Below are 25096 nucleotides of genomic sequence, written 5' to 3'. Positions count from 1 at the left end.
AATTCCTAATTTAAGTTACAGGCTTCAAGACCTGCCAAACGCATCCGCACTTCGATGTCAGGCAAGCTGCGCGGCTGAGTTCGTGCAAGTCCTCTCGCGAAGGCGCGAATATGTTCAGGCGTGGTGCCACAGCAGCCGCCAACAATATTGATAAACCCTTCGTTACCCCAATCAATAATCTCTTTTGCCATATCGTCGGCTTCTAGGTCGTATTCACCAAACTCGTTAGGAAGCCCTGCGTTTGGATGCACAGAGGTAAAGGTCTCACAAACCCGTGACAGCTCTTCTACATATTGTCTTAATAAGTCTGGGCCTAGCGCGCAGTTGAGGCCGATAGAGATTGGCTTAATATGGCGAATGGAGTTATAAAACGCCTCGGTGGTTTGCCCTGACAGCGTGCGACCGGAAGCGTCGGTGATAGTGCCCGAGATCATAACAGGCAGAGTGACACCCGCTTGCTCGAACGCTTCTTCTACACCGTAAGAGGCGGCTTTGGCATTGAGCGTATCAAAAATAGTTTCAATCAAAATAAGGTGAGCACCGCCCTCGATAAGAGCAAGCGTTGATTCGACATAAGCTGCAACCAACTTGTCAAAAGTGATATTGCGAAAGCCTGGGTCGTTTACATCTGGAGAAATCGAACAAGTTTTTGACGTTGGACCAAGCACACCTGCCACATAGCGAGGCTTGCTAGGATCTTTGGCGGTAAATTCATCACACACTGCACGTGCAAGCTTCGCCGATTCAAGATTAATCTCTCGGCTTAGGCTTGCCATGTCATAATCTTCCATCGAGATGGTGGTAGCATTAAAAGTATTGGTTTCAATGATATCCGCGCCAGCAGCTAGATAATCGCGATGGATCTGTTTGATTATCTCAGGCTGCGTCAAACTTAGCAGATCGTTGTTGCCTTTGATAAGGACATGCCAATCTTTAAAGCGCTCACCGCGATAGTCTTGCTCTTCTAATTTGTGCTTTTGGATCATGGTTCCCATTGCACCATCTAAGATCAGAATACGTTGCTGCATCGCTTGCTTAAGCTGCTCTGCTATTTGCTCACCGTTTACGGCTACATTATTCGGCATAATTGTTAGTCCTTACATCTTGGCTAACTAAGTTAATATCATAAGGTGTGGTTTGGTAAACATAGTAGTTTAACCAATTTGAGAATAACAAGAATGCATGACTTTGCCATGTCTTAGATGGACGTTTGTTGGTGTCATTCTCAGGAAAATAGTTCTCAGGCTGCGGTGCGTTGGCCATTTTTTCACAATCGCGAAGATATTCTTTTTGTAGCGTATCGGCGTCGTATTCAGGATGACCGGTGATATATACTTGGCTACCTGAGTGATTTTTAATTAAGTAAGCGCCCACTTTTTCAGAGCCCGCTAATACTACTAGGTCTTTACACGCGTTAATTTTATCGATGTCGATGTGGCCATAGCGCGAGTGTGGCACCAAAAACTCATCATCAAAACCACGAGTGAGCGCCCCGTGGTCAAAGTAGCAGTGGTGTTTAAATACGCCGCAAAGTTTGTCATTTTTGAGCGCTCGCTTTAACCCATAATGGTGATACAAACCGGCATGTGCGGCCCAACAGGAGAACAGGGTTGAAGTAACATGGTGCTCAGCCCAATCAAAAAACGCCTGTAATTCCTGCCAATACACCACATCGTCATATTCAAGATGTGCCAGCGGCGCACCTGTGACGATCAAAGCATCATAGTTTTGCTCTTTCACATCCGAAAAATAGCGGTAAAACATATCTAGGTGTTGCTCTGAGTTTTCAGAGCTGCGGTGGGTGTCTAGTCGCAACAAATCAACATTCACCTGCAAAGGGGTATTTGCCAGTAATCGGATAAATTGCACCTCAGTCTCCACCTTATTCGGCATCAAGTTTAATATCGCGAGCCGCATTGGGCGGATCTCTTGCGTTGATGCACGACTTTGTGGCATCACGAACACATTTTCATGACGCAATTGGGCAATGGCTGGGAGTTCGTCGGTGACGGTGATTGGCATGCGCTGCTCCAGACTAATCGAATGGCATTATTATGGACAAAAACTGGAAAATTTCAACCTCTAGATGTATGGACGTCTAAACATTTGTGATAATAATTTGATGCCTAACCTCTCACTGACTATTTCAATTTATGTATACTTGCCACCATATTAATAAACACATGAAACTTGATATTTATGATTGGTATTGGCGAAGCGGCAGCGATTGCGGCGGCTGGGGTATGGGCTGGCTCGACCATACTATATAAACGATTTAGCCATCACCTTAGTCCATTTGAGTTGAACGTTAGCAAAGGCGTCATCGCTTCTGCTTTGATGATCTTGTGTTTGATCATCGCAGGTGATGCTATGTACCCGACCTTACTCTCGAGCTGGGGCTGGCTGATAGCCAGTGGGGTACTGGGTATAGCGATTGGTGACAGCGCCTACTTTGCCGCACTTAGAAATATAGGTCCTGCTCGCACTTTGGTTATTGAAAGTCTTGCACCTGCCATCGCGGGGATCTTAAACATTGTACTTCTTGGTGTTTATCTCAGCGCATCCGCTTGGGTCGGCATTGCAGTGACGACTGTTGGCGTGATGCTAGCGATTAAGCCAAGTAGAAGCCAGCCAGTGCTAGACAAAAAACATTACCTTTTGGGAGTCTGCTTTGCACTCACGGCTGCCATTTGCCAAGCTGCGGGTATGGTACTTTCCAAAGGTGCGCTAAATAACGAAAGCATTAGTAGTTTGTGGGCGGCACTTATCCGCTTGGGATCCGGCACCCTATTTGTGGCCTTAATTGTTGTTTGTTTGCGATCACAAAGCCTGTTTAAAGCACTTACACTTAAACAAATTGACGGTAAAAACTGGTTATTCGTTGCAGTGTTTTTTGGCACCTTTATTGGGCTTTGGCTACAGTTGATATCCGTTAATCATACTGATCCCGCTATCGCACAAACCATCTTTGCAACGGCACCGCTCATGGTGATGACGATTGGACTACTGCGCAGAGAAGCGATTACTAAGTCTATGATGTTTGGAGGCCTAATTGCTTTGGCTGGGGTATTTTTATTGCTAAAAGGATAGCCAATATCACACTTAATATGTGTGCATATTGGCCTGGGTTTGGGGTTAATTTGCTACCGAAACAGAAACTGTCGCTGGCGCGCTTGTAATATCATAAAGGTTGTTACCCTTAATGCGATATTGGAACGAATCCTGGCCAATGAACCCTGCTTTTGGTGTGTAGGTAATGGAATAGTCACTGTTAACAGATACTGTACCGTTAGCTGGTGAGCTAAAAATCTCAACACCATAATAATATGGTATGCCACTATCGTTATCTTTAACGTACACATCAACAGATTGACCAGCAAAGGTTTGTGCCGAGTCATCACTCGGATACACATCGTAATTACCACCAAACGCTTGGTCTAAGCTAACTCTGATCTCTCCCCACTCCGATGTTTCTCCAGCAGGATTAACAATGCGAAAAGAAATCGTATCTATCTTTTGGTTACCGTTGTCTTCGCCTGAAAAATAAAGCACCTTACCCTTAAATTTAACCCAACGTCTGTCTAATGTGTTGTATGCAACCGCCTGACCGTATGTAGTGTAAGTTTTGTCATAAAAGCCAATTTGATCGTAGCTTTTGCTACTATCCAATTGAATACGCAAGTCACTATTTGGATAATTAGGATCAGTCACGTTGCCATCGGCAAAGATATTAAATTCCTCTTGAATGTTTAATCCAGCATTGTACTCGAATATGGCTTTATCAAGCTGAGGAGCGGCACTCACTAATGGTGCAAATAACGTGACACCGACGCTAAGTGACTTTAGCCACATTGTATTTAACTTCATTTTTATTTCCTTATGGATTGATTTCCAGCTTCTTCAGCTGGGCCTTAATTAGCAACAAGACCATACCAAAAACACATTAAACTAACAATATTAACAAATCGAGACTTGGTCGTACTGGCAAAATTAAACAACAGCAGCTAGACAGCAACAAAATACAAAAAATAGTCAACCTGAGATTTGTTAAAGGCAGACACGACTTTTTGTTACCACTATATTAATATGTAAAAACAATGTATCTAGACTAATATTTATGCCTTTGCTTTTAGCTTTACTGCTCGTTGTGTTACCGGCGCATGGTTCAGAATGCCCAAGTGCTAATAATGCTAACCTCACAAGCCAAATTTTGTCTTGTAAGCAACATCTTGAAACGCTTGAACCCAACGGTGCCCAAGCTTTTGATGCACACCTTGAGCTTGTTAGCTTGTATCGTCGAGTGGGTGACATAAAGCTCAGCAATCAAATACTGGATGAGTTGATAACATGGAAGTTAACCACACTCCAACGCTTTCAGGTGTTAAGACAAAGTGGTATTAATCGTTATCGCCAGCGCAATTATATTCAAGCGCTTAAGAGCTTCCACGAAGCGCAAACGCTTGCGGCTAAGTTGCAACAAAACGAACTCCTGGGTAAATCAGCAAACGATTTAGCTAATGCTTATCAGGCACTCGGAGATCTAGATACCGCCCTTACTTTATTTTTAGAAAGCTACCAAATAGCGAAAGCAACCAATGACCTGCAGAGGCAAGCGATCACGCTTAACAATTTAGGGAATGTGTCGAGGGATATTAATCAGTTAGATGATGCAATTCTCTCGTTTCGTCAAGCCCATGCGCTCCACCAGCAAGCTGGCGACCAAGTCAAAGCGAATCACACCTTGCTAAGCATCGCGGAGGTATTTTACAAAAAGCGCGACTACAACAAGGCAACTGAAATCATTGAAGATTTACTTCAACCTTTGACACAAAGCGGTGCCTATACTCAATTGTCTCGAGCCTATTTATTATTGGCCGAAATTGCCATTGCTCAAAATCATATCGCTCAGGCACAACAGCAACTTGCTTCATTCAAACGCACTCGGCAACTAATTCAACACGGTAAAGTTGATCAGCGAGCACTGCTTATTGAAGCCAAACTCAAGCAGCTTGAGGGCGATAACCTAACTGCACAAACGTTACTTAAACAGGGGCTTGAAGCACATAATCAACAACATAGTCAGCTTACCGAATTATTTTACATTGCCTTATTGCAGTCCCAACTACAAACACACGCTTATAAAGAAGCGGTAGAGACCGCACAGCGTTATAATGACATGCTTAAAAGTAGTCGTGTTCAAAGTGAAAACCTTTATCAATTTCGCCTTCAAAGCGCTAACGTCTTGGCCGCGCCTAAGTACCAAACAGAGACAAGTATTTTGTCTCATATATTCATTGGGCTTGTCGCTTTTTTAACGGGTGTGCTGGTTACTTACTGCGTTATTCGCTATACCGCCCGCACCGGCACTCATGGATTGCACAGTAAACATACGAGCATTGACGAACAAGCCGCAAGACTATTGATGGTTGAGGTGATGACGCTCACTTTGGCACTTTGGGAGCAAAATAGTGGCAAAACTCGTGTCGAATTAGCGGAAGAAAGCAAAGTATGGAAAGTGAATATCGATGATGGTCGCTTACGAGTGCGTACTCTTGAACGCTATCTTAATATCAAAACGCTGCCCAAAAAGCCGCGTATTCGAAATATTGTTACCACGGCACAATATGTACTCACTCAATGCCAAGAAGACGCTAATCTCGATACCGCGCCTCTTTGTGAAAAAGTTGCACAACTGGAACAAATCTTAGCGTGCTACAACGCTGCTTGATGTCTACAACAAAGGGGCTTTCGCCCCTTCTGGTATTAATAGTCCCTAGTTAACCGTCGCAGTCTCACATAAATAGCATGCTAAGGTCACGCCCATACCGGCCTCATACTCTTGGTGATGGCGGTCTCCTTTGAATTCAAAAGGTCCTTCGAAGCGTGGATACACTGTCATATCAGGCTTTAAGCTATTACTAAAGCCTTTCATATTTTGATGTAGAGATTGACACATTTTATTACCCATATCATAAGCAAGCCGCCAATCATCAAACTGGCCACAATCTAGTTGTGGTGTAATGCGACCAGAAATACTTTGCTTGGGACTTGTGCAAACATTACTTCCTTCACTGTGTAAATATTTAAAGGTCCCAGCGGTTAATGTCATTTTACCTAATAGGATCGTTTGCCTCTTTGGACATTTCGCCCCATCAGCAACTTCGATCTGCGCTATCATTTCTGGGCTATGGGCTTGTACAAAGCTCGCAATCAAAGTTGCTCCCAATACTATTACTCGTCTCATAACTGTCTCCTTATTGGTTATGACACCGTTATTAGATTGCGTATGTACTCACGTTGAGACTCCAATAACGGCGATAGCAAAATCCTGCCTCAAGCGAATATTGATTGCAGCAAAAGTTACGGGGCAATTGGGTAAATTCGGGTAAAAGTATATGCAAAACTTTGATATTTAAGTTTTTATTTATCACCATTTGATATCAAAACTTACCTAGCCTAATGCGTCCGCTTAATACCAAAGGTTTTACCCAAGTTGACCCTAACTGGCCCTACAACCTCCTATTCAATCGCTGAAAAAGTTTCCAACATCACAAGGCAAGTTAACAATGCATGAGGCATGTTGACTCAGCACAACGATGAAGGAATAGAAAAATGAAACAGAGAAATTTCCCCCCCAAATTAGTCAGCCTAGTTACCAGCACTTTGTTGCTGGGTAGTATTTCGCTACAAGCCGCAGAAGAATATGGAGAAATGGCACCCTCTCAAGTAAGCCCAGAAGCGTGGCAAGCCATTTCAAACTGGTCTCAAGACCGTGTTTCCTTGCTTGAATATATCTCCGACAACGACGAAGAATATGAATTAGACCGCTATGTCGATAGCTTGATCCGCGACTATCGAGATGGGGAGATGCTAAGCCAAGCAAAAGCATTAGATCAAAATGTATTATCAGCATGGGAAAATGCTTTTACCGAGCAAGCGCCTGAAGACAACTTTTTCTTTACTCGATATCTTATTCAATTTAAACCGACGGTATTCGAAAAATGGACACAACAGCAAAAAGTGCCAACTCTCAGCCAACATTTAGAGCTAAATGCACCACAGCTTTACAGCACTTGGCATAAGGAATACGCAGCTCCGAAACGTAAAGGGCTCTCGGTACTTGAATACGATAGGACGCTACCGTCAGATATTCTTGCCGAATTAAAAGAATTGCTGACTAAAAAACCCATCTTCGGGCCTAAGTCACAATGCTCATGTCAGATGGTGACCCCTTCAACCAGCACAGGCCAAGTGGTCACTAACTACCCATCAACCCAAACGCCTTGGAGCACATCCACCAGCGATGGTAGTGGTTTTTCAAAGCACCATGCTTATGTCAATACCTCAGCCTACGGCGCCTTCCACTCAGCTAAGGGCAAACGCTGGTCAAAAAATAAAGCGCTCAGTTTCGACAACACCTCAGCCCATAACTCGACAGAGTTCCACGTCAAAATGTTGTGTGCAGACACTGGGGGATTTGCATGTAATCAAAGCAATGCCTGTTCGGGCAATTTAGAAGTCAGAGGCACTTATTCAGCTCGCTACCACGTAACCGGGCAAGCTAAAAAAATCTGGTCAAAAGGGACCAACTCACATGCAACGGACGGCGCAAAATTTTCGGTCGATTTGCCAGGAGCTGCACCTGAAGTCATCTTGTTTAATAAAGCCGGTGGCGCAGCCATGGGATACAACACCACATGGAATTTAAACTCCACCATTGGAGTTGTCAAAGCCGCACTTGGCATTACTTCTGCAATCGTCAATGGCAACCCAGGCAGCTTACTTGATGGTCAATTGGCCGATGCGCTTATCACCAACTTGGCAGGCATGATCACGCGTTCAGGTAATCAAGCCAGTGTTACCACCACAATGCGCGCGCGCTTTGATTCGTCCGACGTCAGCCCTTTCTTGTTGCAACCCAATGAGGTGTATCACTTTACCCTTGATTCGAAAGGTCGGGTGCAAGCCAGAGGCTACGGTGGTTATTCGGACAGTCATTACGAATATGGTAGCTCAGGCGCGGTGATGTATGCGGCAAATCACTTTACCTGCGGCAGCAATGTCAATGCTCCAGCACCAACAGGGTTATGGTTCTATTCGTCACAATCCGGTCCTGATAGCGATGCATCGTTACGTAGCGACGTTGAAAACTGGCTCTCTGTACAGCTCAACAAACCCGTTAATGCAGGCCAACGTCAAGGCATCATTCACTAGGTTTTTGTTAAGGGTGGCTAAGCGCTGCCCTACTCCAATAAGGAAAGATTATGAATAAGTTCATCGCCACCACGCTTACCTGCTGGGCTTTGTCTTTGAGTGTTCATGCCTCAGCAGAGTCAGAGCACTACGATACATCAACCCTACCGCTCTTATTTCACGCAGGACAACAAGGTTATCAAGCCCTTTCACCTTGGTATTCTTTTCAATATCAGGACCAAAGGATCACCTTACAAACATGCGCAGAAGATGCCTGCAAACAAACGCTGCAATTTCCCCAGTTAGAGCAAACCGCACCATTCAATAGCGAGACGTATGAGCCCAGCTATCAAGGTGAAGCTGGAAACATGAAAAGGTTAGAGAGTTACTCTCAACTCCAGCTCGGTTATCTAAAAGAAAACAGACTCTATGCCAGCGGCAATCAACGGCGTTTACTGTTCACGTTACAACTCGCGTCGGGTAAAGCTGAGTTACCCTTTGTATTTAATGATAACTATGACGAATCTCTGACAAAAGATAAGTCATCCCTTACTCGAAGTTCCCCCTCCTGCGCCAAAGCCTGTAATACCACTTGGCAAGCATTTAGCGTGGATAAATCTGGCCAATATAGTCCGGCTATTTTTGTTCGAGATGAAACCGGAAATTGGCTTATTCAAAGTACTCACGACGCTATTCGCATTGAACTCACCACCTTAATCGGACAATATCAGCCACCGGCGCTGCGTCATCACCACAATGACACCACACAGTCTAGTTATCCGTTGAGTGACGATAGCTTAATCGTCACTCGCCAAGCTGATAGCGTATCTCGTCACATACTTAACCAAACTCAGGTTGTTGGCCTAAGTGATAAGCATTGGTTGCTGCTTCAAAATACCGACCTCACCCTCACGGATACCCGCTCAAATATTCAAGCCAAGCGTCCAATCGCACAACTTGAGCTATCACGCTTACTAGCAAGCTATCTTGATAACGATCGCTTATATCTATTGGGATTATCACCAAGAGACGCTGTGATTAAACCATCACAACAAACGATTATGACGCAGTATCCAAAGCTTCATGAAGACGCCCTCGTTGCCACCTCTCTACTAGAATTAGATTTAGAATTACAGGTTATTTCGGCCACAACGGTATTTATTCCTGACACCGAGTTTGCTGATATTCGCATTACTCGCAATGCTTGGGGAATATTGGTTAGCTCCGGCGAAGTTTCGGCACGTTCAACAACACATACATATGAAAGCAATCAATCGGCATCAGCAATGTCTGGCTGCCCGATGATAGCCAATGGCTATGGTTATGGCTTGCTATGCTGGAAGGCGTTAAATAACCCAACACTCACCTATACTCCCAATGCCGCAAGCACAATGATCCCAACGACGGTAGTTGACAACACAACGCCAAATCTAATGAATCAATTAGAAAACAATCAATATGGGATTATTTTTAAAAATGGGGCAACGCCAACCGATCCGGGTGGAGTGTGGACTCATCCAGATAATGTTGCCACCAGTAAGGAAGATTTAGGGTTGGCTGTGGCCATGTACCATTATCGCTGGGGTTCACCTGTCGCGGCGAATATCGTCTACCCATCAGGAAGTCCCGCACAGCCAGTGATGTTTAGAAAGGTGGAATATCAAGCGGCGAATAGCAGTAATTTGCCACATAATGTTTGTAATCATTTTGCTGCCAGCTCAGGTTACCCTGAGTATCAGGCGGCTGATGCTTGTATGACACAGCCAGGTTTTGGCCTATTTAGCCTCGAAGATTTTACCTTCGACCGTTGGCAAGGGGGGAATTATTATCCAAATCAAACAGTCAGTGGGCAGGATAATTCTTGGTTTCCTTGGTATACCAACTTTGTTGGCGATCCACCAGTAACAGAAATCTTTGAACAGGCCTCGAGTGCTGAAATGCTTGCACGATTGCAATTTAACCTAGCGCAGTTTGGTAAAATCAACCAAGACACCTATGTTAACGGCACGCGCTTTAGCCAAGACACAGTCACCGGCTTCTACCGCTGCAAACACCAATAATCAGCTATGAATAAGGATATTCGTATTCAAGACTCGCAAATAGTTAACAATGCATTAAACTTCATTCAACTGTTCAAAAAGGAATGAAGTCATGCGCATCATCATCGCCATTGCGACGCTCAATTTAATTGCTTGTAGCAGCACGTTTGCAGTCCAACAAGCGAATACCAAAGTATTAGGCGCTTACTCAATGTTTGCGCCTTCCACTACTGAAGCCCCAAATATCTACGCGCGCGTCGTTGTTGACGGCGTGCTCAGCGACGCCAATCAATGCCCAAGCTTGCTCTTTGGTAAAAAATCCATGCCGATGCAGTTGCGAGCAATGCGTCCAGACCAAACACACTTTCCGGTTTCAGTATGTGAAGCAAAAATCTCCCCAAACACGGCTTATACCGTCAGTGATAGCCAATTCTCGTTAGCACCCGTGACATTCGATCCGAATAAAATTGCGGTTTTTGGCGACACTGGCTGTAAGTCATCCGTTTGCGAAAACAACACTGCTGCCGAGCCGTTTAAAACCCTCGCAGAGCAAGGGGCAAAGCAGGGGCAAAGCAACAACCACAATTGTTGCTCCATATGGGGGATTTCAACTACCGAGGCACGGGTGGTGCGATTTCCGGTGATACCTATGCTTATGACGCAGGCGATGGTGGATATGGTGGTACTAGCTGCGGTCTTAACGATACCTACTACAGTCAAAACGCGTTAAATAGCCCAAGACCAGATACATGGAGCAACTGGCAAGCCGACTTTTTTGCCGCAACAACGGATCTTTCAGCAACCGCACCATGGATTTTTGCGCGAGGCAATCATGAACTTTGTAGCCGCGCAGGAATTGGCTGGTTTTACTTTTTTGGCCCGGGAGCCAATCTTCCTGATGCCATTGACCAACAGCAATGTCCATCTCAAGGGGATTATAATCAACCGCCACAATCTGCAAGTGCCCATATCATTGTGCAAAACTCCTATACCATCAACTTAAAACCGCTCAGTGTGTGGGTAATGGATAGCGCCAATGCCTGTGATGCCAGTGCTGATAATGGCCTGACAAAAGTCTACCAACAGCAATATCAACGACTTAATGTCAGAAGCGAACTGCTCAAAGCCAAACCCATGTGGATTATGAGCCACAGACCCATTTGGGGCGTTGAAGACCCAACAACCAAAGACACACTAAATGTGATGTTGCAAACCGCGCTGAAGAGCACCAGACAAGGTAAGTTGCCTGCTCACGTAACTTTATCACTCGCAGGACATATGCATATTTATCAGTCTTCAACCTTTGCTGCCAGTACCGCACGCCCTCCACAAATCGTTGTCGGCAATAGCGGCGTCAGCCTCAGTGATACCAATGCCTTTAGTGAATTTGATTATGCACTTGATAGCCAAAACGCAATCGTTAACGAGCAAGGTAAGTTCGGCTTTTTATCCATCAAGCTTGGCAAAGATGGCGCGTGGCAAGGGGAGTTTTTGGATGAAAGTGGTGCCGCTTTTCTAACCTGCAGCAGCGAAACTACAGATAAACAAGCGGTATGTCGCACGAAGTAAGCGCGACTCTTACATCCTTAATCACTGACAACTTGAGTTACTCGCCTTGTATCATCGTGTTTTTGATACCAAGCGAGTAGCAGCAAACGCGAGTCCTGAAATAAACATCACTACTGCTAAACCATAAACGTGGTTAACACTGAGTAATAGCACGCTCGCGATCAATGTGAATATCGCAAAACGTACCGCATACGAATTATTAAACCGTATTATGCCAGCTTAGATTTTACTTAATAAGAACATCACGCCGAATCATTCGAACTGTTCTAGCGTATGCATAAGACTAAACGGATGCTGTAAAAACTCGGCTTGGTAGGTTCTATTGCGAACACTTTCTGGTAGCTGGTTAAACTCCAACTCCGTTTCAACATAATCGAAATAAACGCTGGAGCTTACCGTGTTTAGCGCATTCACGAACCTTAAGACTTCTGACTGCTTTTGCACCGCTAAATTCGCAGCAACAAGTCTGGCGAACTCGCCATATTCTTCGGCTTCACATTCTCTTTTTTGGTGAATATAAAAATAAGATAAAACGATACCTCGCTGCTGCGGGGTAATATTAAGACTGTGTAATTGTTTTGGTGTAATAACACGCGCATTTTCGCAAGCCGCTTTTTTATCACCCAGTTGTGTTACGCTATTTAACAGCTCACGAAGCAGCGCCTTTTGAACTGGTGCTAATTGTTCAACTGGATACTCAATAGTCGGCGTAAGATCTACTGACATTGTTTCAGCGTTAGTTTGCGGCGCGAACGCAAACAATATCAAAACTAATAGCAGGGGTTTCACAAATATTCCTTTTATCACTCGTGTCCGTGAACTTGCTCCAAGCTTTGAAACAAATTAAAGTTATCTCGAAGAAAATCCGCTTTTAGCGCGGCCGTTTTAACGGCCTCAGGTAAAGCGTTAAACTCAGCCTCAAACTCAATAAAATTTGCGTAACGCCCAGACGATAGCACGTTCATTGCTTTCACCAGCTTAAGCTCCCTCGGGCTCTTATGCATCACATAATTTATAGCGACTGTCCTTGTAAAAGCGCCAAACTCCGCAGATTCACACTGATTTTTGTTCAAACCATCAACATAAAAAAGCACAGTGGTGTAGTACTCTACATCCATTTTGAGTGAGTCCAATTGCGACCTTTTCAACACAGTCGCAACGTTGGCACATTCTATCCGTTTGTTGTGTAATCGGTTATAGCCCTTAATTAATTCAGCCATAGCGTGCTGCTCAAGGCCATGTAGTGCTAGGTCATGCAGTAAAGTGGTAAGTTCATTAGGTGGCAGCGGTAGCTGGTTAAGCACATTTTGATAGTCCGGTGTGGCGGACGCTGTACTCATATTTACTATAAAGCCAGCGACCAAAAAAGCAGGGGATAAATTCATTGCAAAATTCCTTTTTGACTGTATTGCCTCCAAGCGTACAGCTCTTGCAATAAATAAACAATGAACAACAGCGTGGCCCACTAGCCACGCTTTGTTAGTTTACAGTCTGCTAAAAATCATAGCTAAAACTTAAGCTGTAATTTCTCGGCGCACCATAGCGGTACTGATCAAAGAAGCCTATTTGGCTGTAGTACTTTTCATCGAAGAGGTTTTCTACGTTGAGTTGTAGCGCCATATTGTCTGCCAGTACGTAGTTTGCCATCAAGCTAACCAGTGCATAGGCATCTTGCTCTAGCCTATCGTTGCCTGTTACTGAATAAGTGTCATCCTGCCAGTTCACGCCACCACCAATCGTCAACTCAGGTAAAGCATTCACAAATTGGTAAGTCGTATACAACTTAAATTGCTTTCTTGGGTTATCCGTATTCACTTCAACGCCGTTGGCATCTTCTGCTTTGTATTGTGAATAACCCAAATGCACATCAAAACCGTCAGTTAACTGACCCACCACTTCAAATTCGAAGCCTTTACTGGTTGTGCCTTCAGCAGCATATTGCGCGACTGTATTTACCGAACCTGGAACTATGTATCCAACATCATCTTGAGCTAAGTTATCTTGTTCGATTTGGAAAATCGCCAATGTTGTTTGCAGCGTATCATCTAAATAGGTGCTTTTTAGCCCCACTTCGTATGATTTTCCTTTGATTGGATCAAGGAAGTCACCGTTACGGTCTTGGGCATTTTGCGGCTGGAATATTTCTGTGTAACTTGCATACACTCGCTGTGTTGTCGACAAGTCGTACAAGGCGCCAGCGTAAGGTATAAATACACCATTGTCGCCAAAATCAGTGATGACGCCATAGCTTTCGCCTTCGCGCTGCCAACTCGACAAACGACTACCCGCTATTACTTTAAGCTCATCGCTAAGATTTAGCCTTGTTGCGGCGTAAAACCCCTTTTGCTCGGTATCCATATCTTGAGCAACTGAGGTTTCTGTGCCCCACGTCGGCTCAGGGAAATTGCCGTCCCACTCGTAAAAATTGCCAACTGGCAAAAAGGCATTATCGAGCGCAGCGAAAATGAGGGTATCGGCACTCTGCTCACTGTAAAGCGCGCCAGTTACGAAATCATGCTCACGACTGGCGAGTTGATAAAAACCTTTAAGCTGGATATCAAAGCTGTCTTGGTTACTTTCACCTGTACTTTTATAAGGCCAAGACGCTAAGCCCTCACCCGTTGTTTTATCCAACGTGCCGAATAAATAGAGCAGCTCTGTATCTTGCTCGTATTTCAACTTGTTGTAATTAGCAACCAGTTCCCAGCCATTTGCAAAGTTGTGACTAAAGTTCACAAAAGCATTGGTGCCAGTAGTTTGCCACTCTGTCCAATTTGCAGCCGTGGTTTTTTCAACTTCCCAGTCTGTTTTACTTCCATCGGTAAAGAAAGTAGGTAATGCCCCCCAAGTTGGACTGGTAGGGTCGTTACGCTGATAGCTAGCACCAACGCGGATCGTCGAATGCGTGCTTAAATCCGCTTCTAGTACCCCATAAAGCACGGTACTTTCGTCAGAAAAGAGATCTAAATACGAGTCACCTTCTTCATACTTCGCCACCACACGTCCACGCACACTGCCATCGTTAGTTAATCCATTGGCAACGTCCACCATCACTTCTTTATTGTTCCAGCTCCCCAAAGAGACACTAGCAAAACCTGTGAGGTCGGTGCTATTTGCATGTTTGCGTACTAGGTTAATAGAAGCTGAAGGATCGCCCGCGCCGGTTAATAACCCCGTTGCACCACGCACAAACTCCACGCGCTCATATATCGCAACATCCGCGATGGTTTCACCTGAATCACCCGCCAAACTCCATGACAAAGGAACGCCGTCAATTTGATAATTGGTAATGTCAAAGCCACGTGACTGCAACGTATTACGAACATTATCAACTTCTTTCGCTGACACCCCAATCGCATTTAATACGGTGTCGGTCAACGTATCGAGCTTTTGCTCTTTGATCCGTGCAGCGGTAATAACGCTAACAGATTGCGGCGTCTCAAGAAGAGATAACCCTAGGCCAGTTGCGGTGTCTATCACTTCATTGACGGTGTATTTTCCCGTCACAACTATTTTTTCAATTTCTTCATTATCTTGCTGTGCTGCTTGCACCTGTAATGCTGACGTGCCGAGCGCTGCCATAACAGCAAATGAGAGCGTTTTGAGAGGCAGAGTGTTCACTGGGTTCATCCTAATATTGTAAAAATTGAAACGATAATAATGCAGATGATAACCATTAGCAATAACATTAAGGTGAATTACAACCAGTTTCGAACCCGATTTAAGGAACGTTCCCATAAACAGTAACCAACTAATTTAAAACAACTTTCCTATAAAGAAAACAAGTAGTATAAACCGCTAAACGAATAAAACATGCCATTTAACGCACATCCAAATGAATATAATTGCTATTTACACTTTTAAAAAGATATACTTTATTTACATTTTTGCGCAAATACTCCCTTAGCTTTAATTTGTCGCCGTCATTCAAAAAACTAGGAACACACAATGGCAAAGAAAATAAGCAACAAGTTTTGGTTTCAGTTGCATGGTTGGTTTTCACTGCCAATATGGCTACTGTTTTGCTTTATTTGTATCACAGGTACCATTTCCGTTTTCAGCCATGAACTTACATGGCTTACCAACCCTGATTCTCGGGCACATAACCCCAGTCAGGTAAGTGAGATGTCAGCGGGCTCAGTGTTACGCGCGTTTAAGGATGAGCACCCAAGTGCAGATGTCATGGGGCTCAATGTGAGAGAGCCCTATTTGACCTATGTGGTGATGTTTACCGACGTCGACAAACCCTATGCGCTTGCATACGTAAACCAGTACACAGGGGCTGTTCAGGAAATAAATGACGGCAATACGTTTATTAACTTTATGCGTTCACTACATGGCTGGCTGCTATTTCCATGGCAAAATGGCTACAGTGTTGGTTACTATTTAGTGGCGTTTATGTCACTGATCCTATTGGGCGCGTTGATCACAGCTCTGGTGGTATACAAAAAGTTTTGGTTAGCGTTTTTTCAGTTTAAGCTGCGTAAGTCACAAGGTGGCCGTACCCTTGCCGCTGACATTCATAAACTCAGTGGAGTATGGTCGCTTTGGTTTATGGCCGTAATGAGCCTCACCGGACTGTGGTATTTAACGCAAGCTGTGCTGTGGCATGCTGGTGTTGAACTCGAACATCATGAAACATTAAATGCAGCGGATATACCCAACTCAACAATAAACGCGAATGCAGTGGAAACCAGTGTTGACCTAGCGCTCGCTGAAATCCAACAACAGTACACTGACTTTCGTCCAAGTTACATTATGCTACCTGAGCATAACCGCGATACGCTCAAAATCAGTGGCGCAAACAACTACGTACTCTATGACGATTACAGCATTAATATTGCCTACAACACTTGGAATGATACAGTCGTTCATCATGCAAACCCTGATTCAATGACAGGCTTACAAACGGTTATGCACATCACAGATCCACTGCACTACGGCACAATTGGAGGGATCTGGACCAAAATCATCTGGTTTATTTTTGGCTGTATTTTATCCGGGATGTCAGTTACCGGATTTATCATGTATCAGCTTCGGACCAAACGCGCGCGTAGCCAAGAACGGAGCAATGCAAGACAACTAAAAGCACAACAAGGGTAAATCGCCATGAATGCAGTCAAACGCTTTATACAACACAATAAATATTGGTTAAATGCCCTATTACTGGTGTTGCCAGCTTGGTTTTATTATCAATCATTACATCCAGAGTTTCCCGCACCATTGGCGGAGCAAACACTTGGAAAGTACAGCATTACACCAATGCCTTTTGACGAAAAGCCGCCATACATCCACGATAACTTATACGTCAAAGACTTCTTATTGCTATTTAATAAAGGCGATGTTGATTCTGTGCGCCAAGGCTATCTCAATATCGGCCCCAACGCGATGCCACTTGCACAGCTTATGGAGCATGAGCTCGGGATCCTTCACGGCACAAAACACGGTCAACACGTACATGCTTTAGCAAAGAAAACATTATCAAAAGACGACAGGGTTTGGCTGACGATTGAAACTTGGCAAGGCGAAGTCGTCATCATGAATTGGCCACTGCCAGAGTATTTAATCAAAGAAAGTACATAGGAAAGGGGCATCTCGCCCCTACTCGATTTAAATTACACTTAAGACTCAATGGAAATCAGGATATTATACCAGTTGTATTAAGTAAATGATCTATCTTGAAGCGGGGAAATAGCTTTAGTAGCAAGGCAAAAATTTTGCTATTTCACCCTTCAAATTGATTAGAGAATTAATTCAATTGGTATTAGTACCCCACCGCAGCGCTATCTGCACGCCTTGGATCTGAGGAGCCAAATAGACCTTTATCGGTAAGCATGATTGACTGGGTTGAGCCCATCGCATTCTGCTCCGAAAGTGTGTGCCCTTTGTTTTCTAGTAGACGTCGAGTATCCACATTTAAGCTACGTTCAATACGAATTTCATCTGGTAACCATTGGTGGTGAATACGCGGAGCCACGGTTGCTTCAGCGATGTTCAAGCCATGATCAATAACATTCATAATGATTTGTAGCGTGGTGGTGATAATACGTGAGCCACCCGGGCTACCCGTTACCAAAAAGGGTTTACCCTCTTTCATTACAATCGTCGGTGTCATCGAGCTCAGCGGGCGCTTCTTGCCTTCAACAGCGTTAGCTTCTCCACCAACCAAACCAAAACCATTTGGTGTGCCGGGCTTTGCCGAGAAATCATCCATTTCGTTGTTAAGTAGAATGCCAGTGCCAGCCGCGACAATACCTGATCCATAGCTAAAGTTAAGCGTGTAAGTGTTACTCACCGCATTGCCCCACTTATCTACCACAGAATAATGCGTGGTCTGGTTACTCTCATAAGGTAATAATTTACCGGGCTTAATCTCGCGGCTTGGCGTCGCTTTGTCTGCATTTATTTGTTTACTGCGCTGCTTTGCATAGTGCTTATCCATCAATGCTTTAACGGGTACGTCGTAGAAATCAGGGTCTCCCAAATATTCACTGCGGTCAGCATACGCACGTTTCATGACCTCAGCCATTAAATGGACGGTAGCAGCGCTATTATGCCCAAGCTCACCAATCGGGTATTGCTCCAGCATATTCAGCATCTCGATGATATGCACACCTCCAGATGAAGGAGGCGGCATAGAAACGATGTCGTAGCCGCGATATGTACCTTTTACCGGCTCACGCTCGACCGCTTTATAGCCTTTTAAGTCATCCAGCGACATAATGCCACCAGCTGCTTCTACCGCAGCAACAATTTTCTTTGCTGTCTCGCCCTGATAAAAGCCCGCGCTGCCTTTTTCGGCAACAAGTTCCAAAGAGTGAGCCAAGTCAGCCTGCACCAGCCATTCATTTGGCTTGTAGCTGCTACCATCTTTTTTATAAAACACAGCCTTAGACGCCGGTACACTAAGCATTCGTTCTTTGATGTAATTATGAGAAAGCGAATTAGCTAAATCAGAGGTCACTTTAATGCCATCACGCGCTAATTTAATTGCAGGCTGAATAACTTGCCTAAGTGTCATGGTGCCGTATTTTTCGAGTGCTAACTCCATCCCCATAACAGTTCCGGGAACACCCACCGCAAGGCCGTGCTGAAGGCTTAGCTTTGGGTTTACCTCGCCGTTTTCATCAATAAAAATATCTTTATGCGCACGGCTCGGCGCCATTTCGCGATAATCAATCGCAATGGTTTTATTTTCTTTTGCCAGATGCACTAGCATAAAGCCGCCGCCGCCAATATTTCCGGCTCTTGGCAAAGTCACAGCAAGGCTAAAACCTACTGCGACAGCTGCATCAACAGCATTGCCACCTTGCTTTAAAATCTCTACACCAACCTGACTGGCAAGTGCCTCTTGGCTAGATACCATGCCGTGTTCAGCCCATATTGGCTGTGCTGTGGCTTTAGAACTAAATATTGGTGACTCGTCAGCTTGCGCCGTGTTACCAAACGCAACACCCACACACAAGGAAACAGAGCAAGACCACACCAAGGCTGTTAATTTACGCATCTTCATCCCGCTTTTTAATTATTCTCATGTTGCAGTGTTGCATGAATAAAAAGACCAAACAATATCGATGCGTTGGGCGACTGGCAGTGCAAATGTACGTTACACCATAGTTGCTGCACTCAAGGCTAAAAAGCAGCTTGTCGTCGAACGTTGAAGTTACACAGGGTTGAAATAAGGCAATTGAGAAAAACATAAATTTAACCTTTAAAAAACATATTTGACAAATAATTTATGTTGGGTACAGTCAACAATGCAGTTTATTTTTTGTACGACAATTCAAGCTTTCACAATAAGGAAAATAAGATGAAATTAACACTAACAAAAAGAAAGATAAAACAACTGAACCATACTGCAGGCTTGGAAAAAGCCCAAACACCAAACATCGCGGGAGGTTATTTAACCGCGGGTTGTGACAGAGAAATAACCGAGTTATGCAACACGAAAGCATTTGGTTCTTGCTATAACTGTGGCTCTCTTCGCTGTTAATACGCTTTCTTACCACCCAAAGGAAATGAAAAATGAAAATTAAACTGAATAAAAAGCCGCTTAAAAACTTAAACAATGCACAAGCTATTACACCACAAGCTACCCCCAAAATTGGTGGTGGTGTAAACCGTTTGACTGATTTGGACTGTGTACCGACTAACCGCCACGATTGCCGTACAGGTGCTATCTCTTGTTACGGTGATCACGACTGCGCTTTCACCAATAGACAGTATATGTGCGATTAATTCTTTTTAGGCCCGCACTTGGGCCTATTTTGGAGTCTCACCCCGATCAAAACACCATTCCCAGCTCACGCAACTCGCGCTCAGCTTGCGCCGCATTAAAGAACTGAATGCCATGTAACCCGACCTGTTTTGCGCCTTCAACGTTCGCTAAGACATCATCAAGAAAAACACAATCATTTGCCGCCAGTTGGTAGCGCTCCAGTAAGTGAGTAAAAATAGCTTTACCGGGCTTCATGCAGCCAAGCTCAGCAGAAATAATTTCTCCGTCAAAGTGTTGCCAGAAAGTATGACGCGCCTTTAGGTAGCTCACTATCTCGTGCACATTGTCGGTGAGGGCATATGCACTATACCCAGCCGCCTTTAGGCGCTGCATCAGTGAAAGCGTGCCATAAAGTGGGATCAGCGATTCTTTGATATAAAAGAACAGTTCGTCAGCTTGCTCAGAGGTTAAGTGACAGGTTTGCATAAAAGCGTGCTTGGTGTCTGCTTCAGTCAGTTCTCCTCGATTAATCGCAAACCAAATCTCACTGTGGAACAACTGCTTAGCTAGATTCTCAACGTCGCATTGGTTGCCAAAGGTAAGCCGAACTATCTCCTCTGGTGACCACCTCACAAATACGTTACCGACGTCAAAAATTACGTGTTTAATATTGCCAATTGCCATCCTTGAACCTCATTAGTTAATTTAAATATGAGCGTTTATTATGCATATCTTTATCACTTACGCACGGCTAATTCGTTAGACTTCATTGAAATACAATCAATCATGCATTTGTTGTAAATACTCGCTAAAAAAGGTGAGAAAAGCTTTGACTTGACGAGGTTGAAACTGCCTAGATGGATAAATAGCTTGCAGCGCGACTTTATCTGAGTCCGTTGGACTAAATCCCAATGTTTGAGTTGGCAACAACTCCACCAATCGCCCCGCTTTAATGTCTTTGTGAACATCCAGCCATGATTTGATGGTGATCCCAAGCCCTTGAATAGCCCAGTTCCGCAATACTTCTCCATCTGAACTCACTAAACAGGTAGGCACGGTTTCAATGATGCTTGCTTGCGTGTCTCTATCGAGAAAATACCAATCGTTTAGCGCCTGTCCTGCTCTTTCCAGTACTAAACAGCGATGTTGCTGTAATGCTTGATAGCAATCTGGTGTACCATACTGTTCGAGATAGTTTGGGGCGGCTACCAGCATTCTGCGGTTGTTTAACAGAGGCCGAGATATCAAGCTGCTATCATTTAAATTACCATAACGAATGGCGATATCAGTGCCAGACTCAACTAATTTGACTAAGCCCTCCCCTAAGCTCAAGTTAACCACCACCTGTGGATGCTGCGTGGCAAACTCCGCAACGGCGGGAACCACGTACTGACGGCCAAAGTCTGAGCTTGCTGCAATTTTGAGAGTGCCTCTCAAATCAGGATCGGCATCTTGCAGTAGCGCCTCCGCCGCCGCGACCTCCTCAATAACTCGCACACAGCCCTGATAAAACCGCTCTCCCGCTTCTGTCAGTTTGATACTTCTGGTGTTTCGAGTGAGTAAACGGGTTTTATAGTGCGCTTCGAGTGCATTGATCCGTGCGGTCATGCTCGCTGGAGAAAGCCCTAATACTCGCCCTGCCGCAGCCAGGCCATCAGAGCGCACCACTTGAACAAAAAGCGCCATATCGTCTGCTTTGCTTTTCATTATTCACCTTTTATGAAAAGTAATTTTATATAAAAGCCAATTATCAAATATTAATAAACAAATAGACTGTTCTCAACGCATAAATCGCTAACACCAATGGAGGTAACACCATGCAGTTAGATCACTTTTTGTTTAGAGCACATGACATGGCAAAAATGGCGACCTTCTTTGAGCAGGTGCTTAGGCTTAAAGAAGGCTTACGTCCACCTTTTCCGTTTCCAGGAAAGTGGTTCTATGGCGACCAACAACAACCTTTCATTCATCTGGTTGAACAATCTCCACATACCCAAGCACAGGCTGAATACCTTGGCTCTGTGCAAACCGCAAGCATGGGTACTAGCAACATAGATCATATTGCATTTCGTGGTGACGATTACCCCGGGTTAATCGCCCGACTAGAGCGTTTTGGCGTTCGCTATGTGGAACGAGATGTCCCCGTTAGCAATGAGCATCAGGTTTTTATCTTTGCACCTGAATCTCTAAAAGTTGAAGTGCTGTTTCCACGCCACATCAACTCACTTGTCCAATAATTAGGAGAATACTATGTCTGATCCATTGTTATTTACGCAGAAAAAAATCGGTAATTTAATCTTACCAAACCGCATTTTGATGGCACCAATGACCCGCTCTCGAACAACACAACCGGGAGATATTCCAAACCAGTTGATGGCAAAGTACTACGCCCAACGCGCTTCAGCAGGGCTTATCATTAGTGAAGCCACACAAATCTCTTGTCAGGGCAAAGGATATTCATTTACTCCCGGAATTTATACCGCTTCGCAGGTTGCTGGATGGAAGGAAATCACCCATGCAGTACATCAAAAAGGTGGTCGTATTTTCTGTCAGCTTTGGCATGTCGGTCGTATGTCTCACTCTACTTTTCATGAAGATGGCCAACCCGTCGCCCCCTCAGCACTCGCGCCTGACGCACAAGTGTGGGTAGTCAATGAAAAAGGAGTGGGTGAAATGATCGATTGCCCGACACCACGCGCGCTGGCAACCCAAGAAATACAGAGCATAGTCGAAGATTATGTTCATGCGGCTGAAAATGCCATGATGGCAGGGTTTAATGGCGTTGAGATCCACGCTGGTAACGGCTACTTAATTGACCAGTTTTTACGCCGCAGCTCTAATCAACGTCATGATCAATATGGTGGCTCGAAGGAAAACCGAATTCGCTTTGCGGTTGAAGTTATCACCGCGATTAGCCAAGCAATTGGGCCTGAAAAAGTAGGGATCCGATTAGCGCCTTTTATTACTCAACGTGGCATGCAAGACGAAGAGGCCATTGATACTATCTTGCTCGCCGCGGAGCACTTTAACCGCCTAGGCATTGCCTATGTGCACTTAGCAGAAGCAGACTGGGATGATGCGCCGGTCGTGACGGAGAGTTTTAGGCAAGCACTAAGAAGAAAATTTCACGGCGCCATTATTGTGGCGGGAAATTACGAACCAGAGCAAGCCGAAGCACTTATTGAACAAGGCCTAGTCGACTTTGTGGCTTTTGGTCGCAAATTTATCTCCAACCCAGATCTCGTATACCGTCTGACTCATCAATTACCTTTGAGTCCAATCAACCCTGATGCGCCTTTATTTGGTGGTAGCGAGGGGGGCTACACCGACTATGCAGATTTTCAACAATTAAGAGCAAAAGGTGCAATATGAAACCATTATTACTGAACTTATCCCTAGCCTCTATGGCATTACTCGGTGCAACCAATGCAATCTCAGCACCTGAGTTTACACTAGAAAGCCCAGATCTTGTCGCCGAAAAATCTATTCGACCATTTCAATACTGGGATCAATTTGGCTGCGAGGGAAACAGCACACGGCCAACCTTAGTTTGGTCAAATGCACCTAAACAAACCAAGAGCTTTGCGGTGACATTTTACGATCAAGACGCGCCAACCGGCAGCGGATTTTGGCACTGGCAAGTGTATAACCTGCCCAAAGACACGACTAGGCTCGCAGAAACTTTACCAAGCCAAGCCATTGAAGGTAATACGGATTTAGGAAAGCCTGGGTACTTTGGCCCGTGCCCACCTATTGGTCGCAAGCATAAATACACCTTTACCGTACATGCGCTAGATGTAGTTACACTCCCCGTGCCAACTGGTGCAACGGCACCTCTTACTGGATTTTTTATCCACCAGCATAGCTTAGCGCAGGCAACACTTTCTGTGTATGCCGGCCCAAGAGCCGCAGGAGAATAACCATGCGTACCACGTTGACCACAAGTATTCGAGCACTACTAACAGCAACCGCCCTGCTTGCAGGTACAGCCCACGGCGCCGAAGTAGAGTCTGGCAATTACTGGCCTGATGATGCTCAATTGGTGATCTCTATCTCCATGCAGTTTGAAGCAACTGCCCAAGATCCAAGCGATCCGGGGCCATTTCCTCAGCAAGAAGCAGGCTACCCCGACACCGTCGCTCCTACTTGGTATCAGTATGGCATGAATGAAGGGATCCCAAGATTGCTTAAGCTTTGGGACAAGCACAACATCAACGTGACATCCCACATGGTAGGAAAAGCTGCAGAGCTCAATCCTGAACTTGCCAAAATGGTGGCTCAAAAGGGGCATGAGATTTCAGGTCATGGACAAAACTGGACACCACAATACTCGATGACACCCGAAGCAGAACGCGCGTCTTATATTCACAGTGCAGACGTGCTTGAAAAGATCACCGGGCAAAGACCACAAGGCTTTAATGCATTTTGGATGCGCCACTCTGAGCAAACATTAACTATTTTGCAGTCCCTTGGCTTTGTCTATCATATTGATGATTTATCTCGGGATGAGCCTTCGTTTACTCCAGTCAATGGCAAACCCTTCGTGGTGGTGCCTTATACCTTTAGAAATAACGATATCGTGCGCTATGGCGGCAGTTCCGCAATGACAGCAAAAGCCTATTTGCAAGAGTTAAAGGACGAGTTTGACGTGCTTTATGAAGAAGGAAAATCCCATCGCCGTATGATGTCTATCAGCGCACACGACAGGCTCGCAGGCAGCCCTGCTCGCGTAAAAGCACTTGACGACTTTATTCGTTACGCAAAATCGCATCCAAAGGTTAAGTTTATGCGCAAGATAGACATCGCGAAATGGACCCTAAAACAGCAAGACGTACCAATCAACGCAGAACGCGTGTTTTAACAAATAATAACGCTGCAATTCATAGGCTCTATTGATGAGCCTATTTTCTTCTGCGCACTTGCAAATACAATCGAGCTTCCCAAAACCACAATTTTTATTTTCGAAACCGCAAAAAAACACTCCCTTCCCTACAAGTGAAAAAATGAAAAATACAATAGTTTCAAACAATTAAATTTTGGCATGCGACTTGTTATCTACTGAGTAATAACAACCTTC

23 protein-coding genes are annotated in these 25096 nt (G+C 44.7%); 13 read left to right on the top strand and 10 right to left on the bottom strand.

Annotated elements, in window-relative coordinates:
• Nucleotides 1–5: 5 nt before the first annotated feature.
• A complete protein-coding gene (locus A587_RS0119670; protein ID WP_017218984.1) occupies nt 6–1085 on the bottom strand; it encodes a homocysteine S-methyltransferase family protein in 1080 nt (359 codons plus the stop codon).
• A complete protein-coding gene (locus A587_RS0119665) occupies nt 1075–2022 on the bottom strand; it encodes a homoserine O-succinyltransferase (RefSeq protein WP_017218983.1) in 948 nt (315 codons plus the stop codon). Before A587_RS0119665 ends, A587_RS0119670 begins: the two co-directional genes overlap by 11 nt.
• A gap of 177 nt (nt 2023–2199) precedes the next feature.
• Between A587_RS0119665 and A587_RS0119660 the strand changes: the two genes are divergently transcribed.
• A complete protein-coding gene (locus A587_RS0119660; RefSeq protein WP_017218982.1) occupies nt 2200–3090 on the top strand; it encodes a DMT family transporter in 891 nt (296 codons plus the stop codon).
• A gap of 45 nt (nt 3091–3135) precedes the next feature.
• Here A587_RS0119660 and A587_RS0119655 read toward each other — a convergent pair whose 3' ends face one another.
• Complete coding sequence (locus tag A587_RS0119655; protein WP_017218981.1) at nt 3136–3867, bottom strand: Ig-like domain-containing protein; 732 nt, start codon at nt 3865–3867, stop codon at nt 3136–3138.
• Nucleotides 3868–4117: 250 nt separating this feature from the next.
• Between A587_RS0119655 and A587_RS0119650 the strand changes: the two genes are divergently transcribed.
• Entirely contained in the window at nt 4118–5728 is a 1611-nt protein-coding gene (locus tag A587_RS0119650; RefSeq protein ID WP_017218980.1) for a tetratricopeptide repeat protein, read from the top strand.
• A gap of 45 nt (nt 5729–5773) precedes the next feature.
• Here A587_RS0119650 and A587_RS0119645 read toward each other — a convergent pair whose 3' ends face one another.
• Nucleotides 5774–6244, bottom strand: coding sequence for a hypothetical protein (locus A587_RS0119645; protein ID WP_017218979.1), 471 nt, complete (start codon nt 6242–6244; stop codon nt 5774–5776).
• A 368-nt stretch (nt 6245–6612) separates the two neighbouring features.
• On the opposite strand from A587_RS0119645, the gene A587_RS0119640 reads away from it, so the two are divergent.
• From A587_RS0119640 to A587_RS24240, 3 genes are all read left to right on the top strand, one after another.
• Entirely contained in the window at nt 6613–8214 is a 1602-nt protein-coding gene (locus A587_RS0119640; protein ID WP_017218978.1) for a hypothetical protein, read from the top strand.
• Nucleotides 8215–8264: 50 nt separating this feature from the next.
• Complete coding sequence (locus tag A587_RS0119635; protein WP_017218977.1) at nt 8265–10253, top strand: hypothetical protein; 1989 nt, start codon at nt 8265–8267, stop codon at nt 10251–10253.
• A 576-nt stretch (nt 10254–10829) separates the two neighbouring features.
• Nucleotides 10830–11801 (top strand): metallophosphoesterase family protein, encoded by a 972-nt coding sequence (locus A587_RS24240; RefSeq protein ID WP_017218975.1) that lies wholly within the window; start codon nt 10830–10832, stop codon nt 11799–11801.
• Between the two features lie 252 nt (nt 11802–12053).
• Here the strand turns inward: A587_RS24240 and A587_RS0119625 are convergent, their stop codons facing one another.
• The 3 genes from A587_RS0119625 to A587_RS0119615 form a co-directional block, all read right to left on the bottom strand.
• Nucleotides 12054–12590: a hypothetical protein gene (locus A587_RS0119625; protein ID WP_017218974.1), complete on the bottom strand. Its 537-nt coding sequence runs from the start codon at nt 12588–12590 to the stop codon at nt 12054–12056.
• A gap of 14 nt (nt 12591–12604) precedes the next feature.
• Nucleotides 12605–13186 carry a hypothetical protein gene (locus A587_RS0119620; protein ID WP_017218973.1) on the bottom strand — a complete coding sequence of 194 codons (582 nt, stop codon included), beginning with the start codon at nt 13184–13186 and terminating at the stop codon, nt 12605–12607.
• Between the two features lie 109 nt (nt 13187–13295).
• On the bottom strand, nt 13296–15431 hold the full coding sequence (locus A587_RS0119615) for a TonB-dependent siderophore receptor (RefSeq protein WP_442852600.1): 2136 nt from the start codon (nt 15429–15431) through the stop codon (nt 13296–13298).
• Between the two features lie 318 nt (nt 15432–15749).
• Between A587_RS0119615 and A587_RS0119610 the strand changes: the two genes are divergently transcribed.
• Together A587_RS0119610 and A587_RS0119605 are read left to right on the top strand one after the other, a co-directional pair.
• Nucleotides 15750–16904 (top strand): PepSY-associated TM helix domain-containing protein, encoded by a 1155-nt coding sequence (locus A587_RS0119610; RefSeq protein WP_017218971.1) that lies wholly within the window; start codon nt 15750–15752, stop codon nt 16902–16904.
• A gap of 6 nt (nt 16905–16910) precedes the next feature.
• Complete coding sequence (locus tag A587_RS0119605) at nt 16911–17384, top strand: hypothetical protein (RefSeq protein WP_017218970.1); 474 nt, start codon at nt 16911–16913, stop codon at nt 17382–17384.
• A gap of 181 nt (nt 17385–17565) precedes the next feature.
• Here A587_RS0119605 and ggt read toward each other — a convergent pair whose 3' ends face one another.
• Entirely contained in the window at nt 17566–19308 is a 1743-nt protein-coding gene (gene ggt, locus A587_RS0119600; protein WP_017218969.1) for a gamma-glutamyltransferase, read from the bottom strand.
• Nucleotides 19309–19611: 303 nt separating this feature from the next.
• Here ggt and A587_RS0119595 point away from each other — a divergent pair, with 303 nt between their 5' ends.
• Together A587_RS0119595 and A587_RS0119590 are read left to right on the top strand one after the other, a co-directional pair.
• A complete protein-coding gene (locus A587_RS0119595) occupies nt 19612–19794 on the top strand; it encodes a hypothetical protein (RefSeq protein ID WP_010604114.1) in 183 nt (60 codons plus the stop codon).
• A gap of 32 nt (nt 19795–19826) precedes the next feature.
• Nucleotides 19827–20039 carry a hypothetical protein gene (locus tag A587_RS0119590; protein WP_017218968.1) on the top strand — a complete coding sequence of 71 codons (213 nt, stop codon included), beginning with the start codon at nt 19827–19829 and terminating at the stop codon, nt 20037–20039.
• Between the two features lie 46 nt (nt 20040–20085).
• Here the strand turns inward: A587_RS0119590 and A587_RS0119585 are convergent, their stop codons facing one another.
• Nucleotides 20086–20703 (bottom strand): HAD family hydrolase, encoded by a 618-nt coding sequence (locus tag A587_RS0119585; protein ID WP_017218967.1) that lies wholly within the window; start codon nt 20701–20703, stop codon nt 20086–20088.
• Between the two features lie 96 nt (nt 20704–20799).
• Nucleotides 20800–21726 carry a LysR family transcriptional regulator gene (locus A587_RS0119580; protein WP_017218966.1) on the bottom strand — a complete coding sequence of 309 codons (927 nt, stop codon included), beginning with the start codon at nt 21724–21726 and terminating at the stop codon, nt 20800–20802.
• 110 nt (nt 21727–21836) lie between these two features.
• Here A587_RS0119580 and A587_RS0119575 point away from each other — a divergent pair, with 110 nt between their 5' ends.
• From A587_RS0119575 to A587_RS0119560, 4 genes are read left to right on the top strand one after another with little or no spacing between them, the layout of a single operon-like run.
• On the top strand, nt 21837–22256 hold the full coding sequence (locus A587_RS0119575; protein ID WP_017218965.1) for a VOC family protein: 420 nt from the start codon (nt 21837–21839) through the stop codon (nt 22254–22256).
• A 13-nt stretch (nt 22257–22269) separates the two neighbouring features.
• A complete protein-coding gene (locus tag A587_RS0119570) occupies nt 22270–23391 on the top strand; it encodes an alkene reductase (RefSeq protein WP_017218964.1) in 1122 nt (373 codons plus the stop codon).
• Nucleotides 23388–23939, top strand: coding sequence for a YbhB/YbcL family Raf kinase inhibitor-like protein (locus A587_RS0119565; protein ID WP_017218963.1), 552 nt, complete (start codon nt 23388–23390; stop codon nt 23937–23939). The genes A587_RS0119570 and A587_RS0119565 overlap by 4 nt, the downstream gene beginning before the upstream one ends.
• A 2-nt stretch (nt 23940–23941) precedes the next feature.
• Nucleotides 23942–24880 (top strand): polysaccharide deacetylase family protein, encoded by a 939-nt coding sequence (locus tag A587_RS0119560; protein ID WP_017218962.1) that lies wholly within the window; start codon nt 23942–23944, stop codon nt 24878–24880.
• Nucleotides 24881–25096: the final 216 nt, after the last annotated feature.

The organism is Pseudoalteromonas sp. NJ631 (assembly GCF_000276645.1).
In the GTDB taxonomy this organism is placed as follows: Bacteria; Pseudomonadota; Gammaproteobacteria; order Enterobacterales; family Alteromonadaceae; genus Pseudoalteromonas; species Pseudoalteromonas piscicida.
This window is presented reverse-complemented; position numbering and strand designations above follow the sequence as displayed.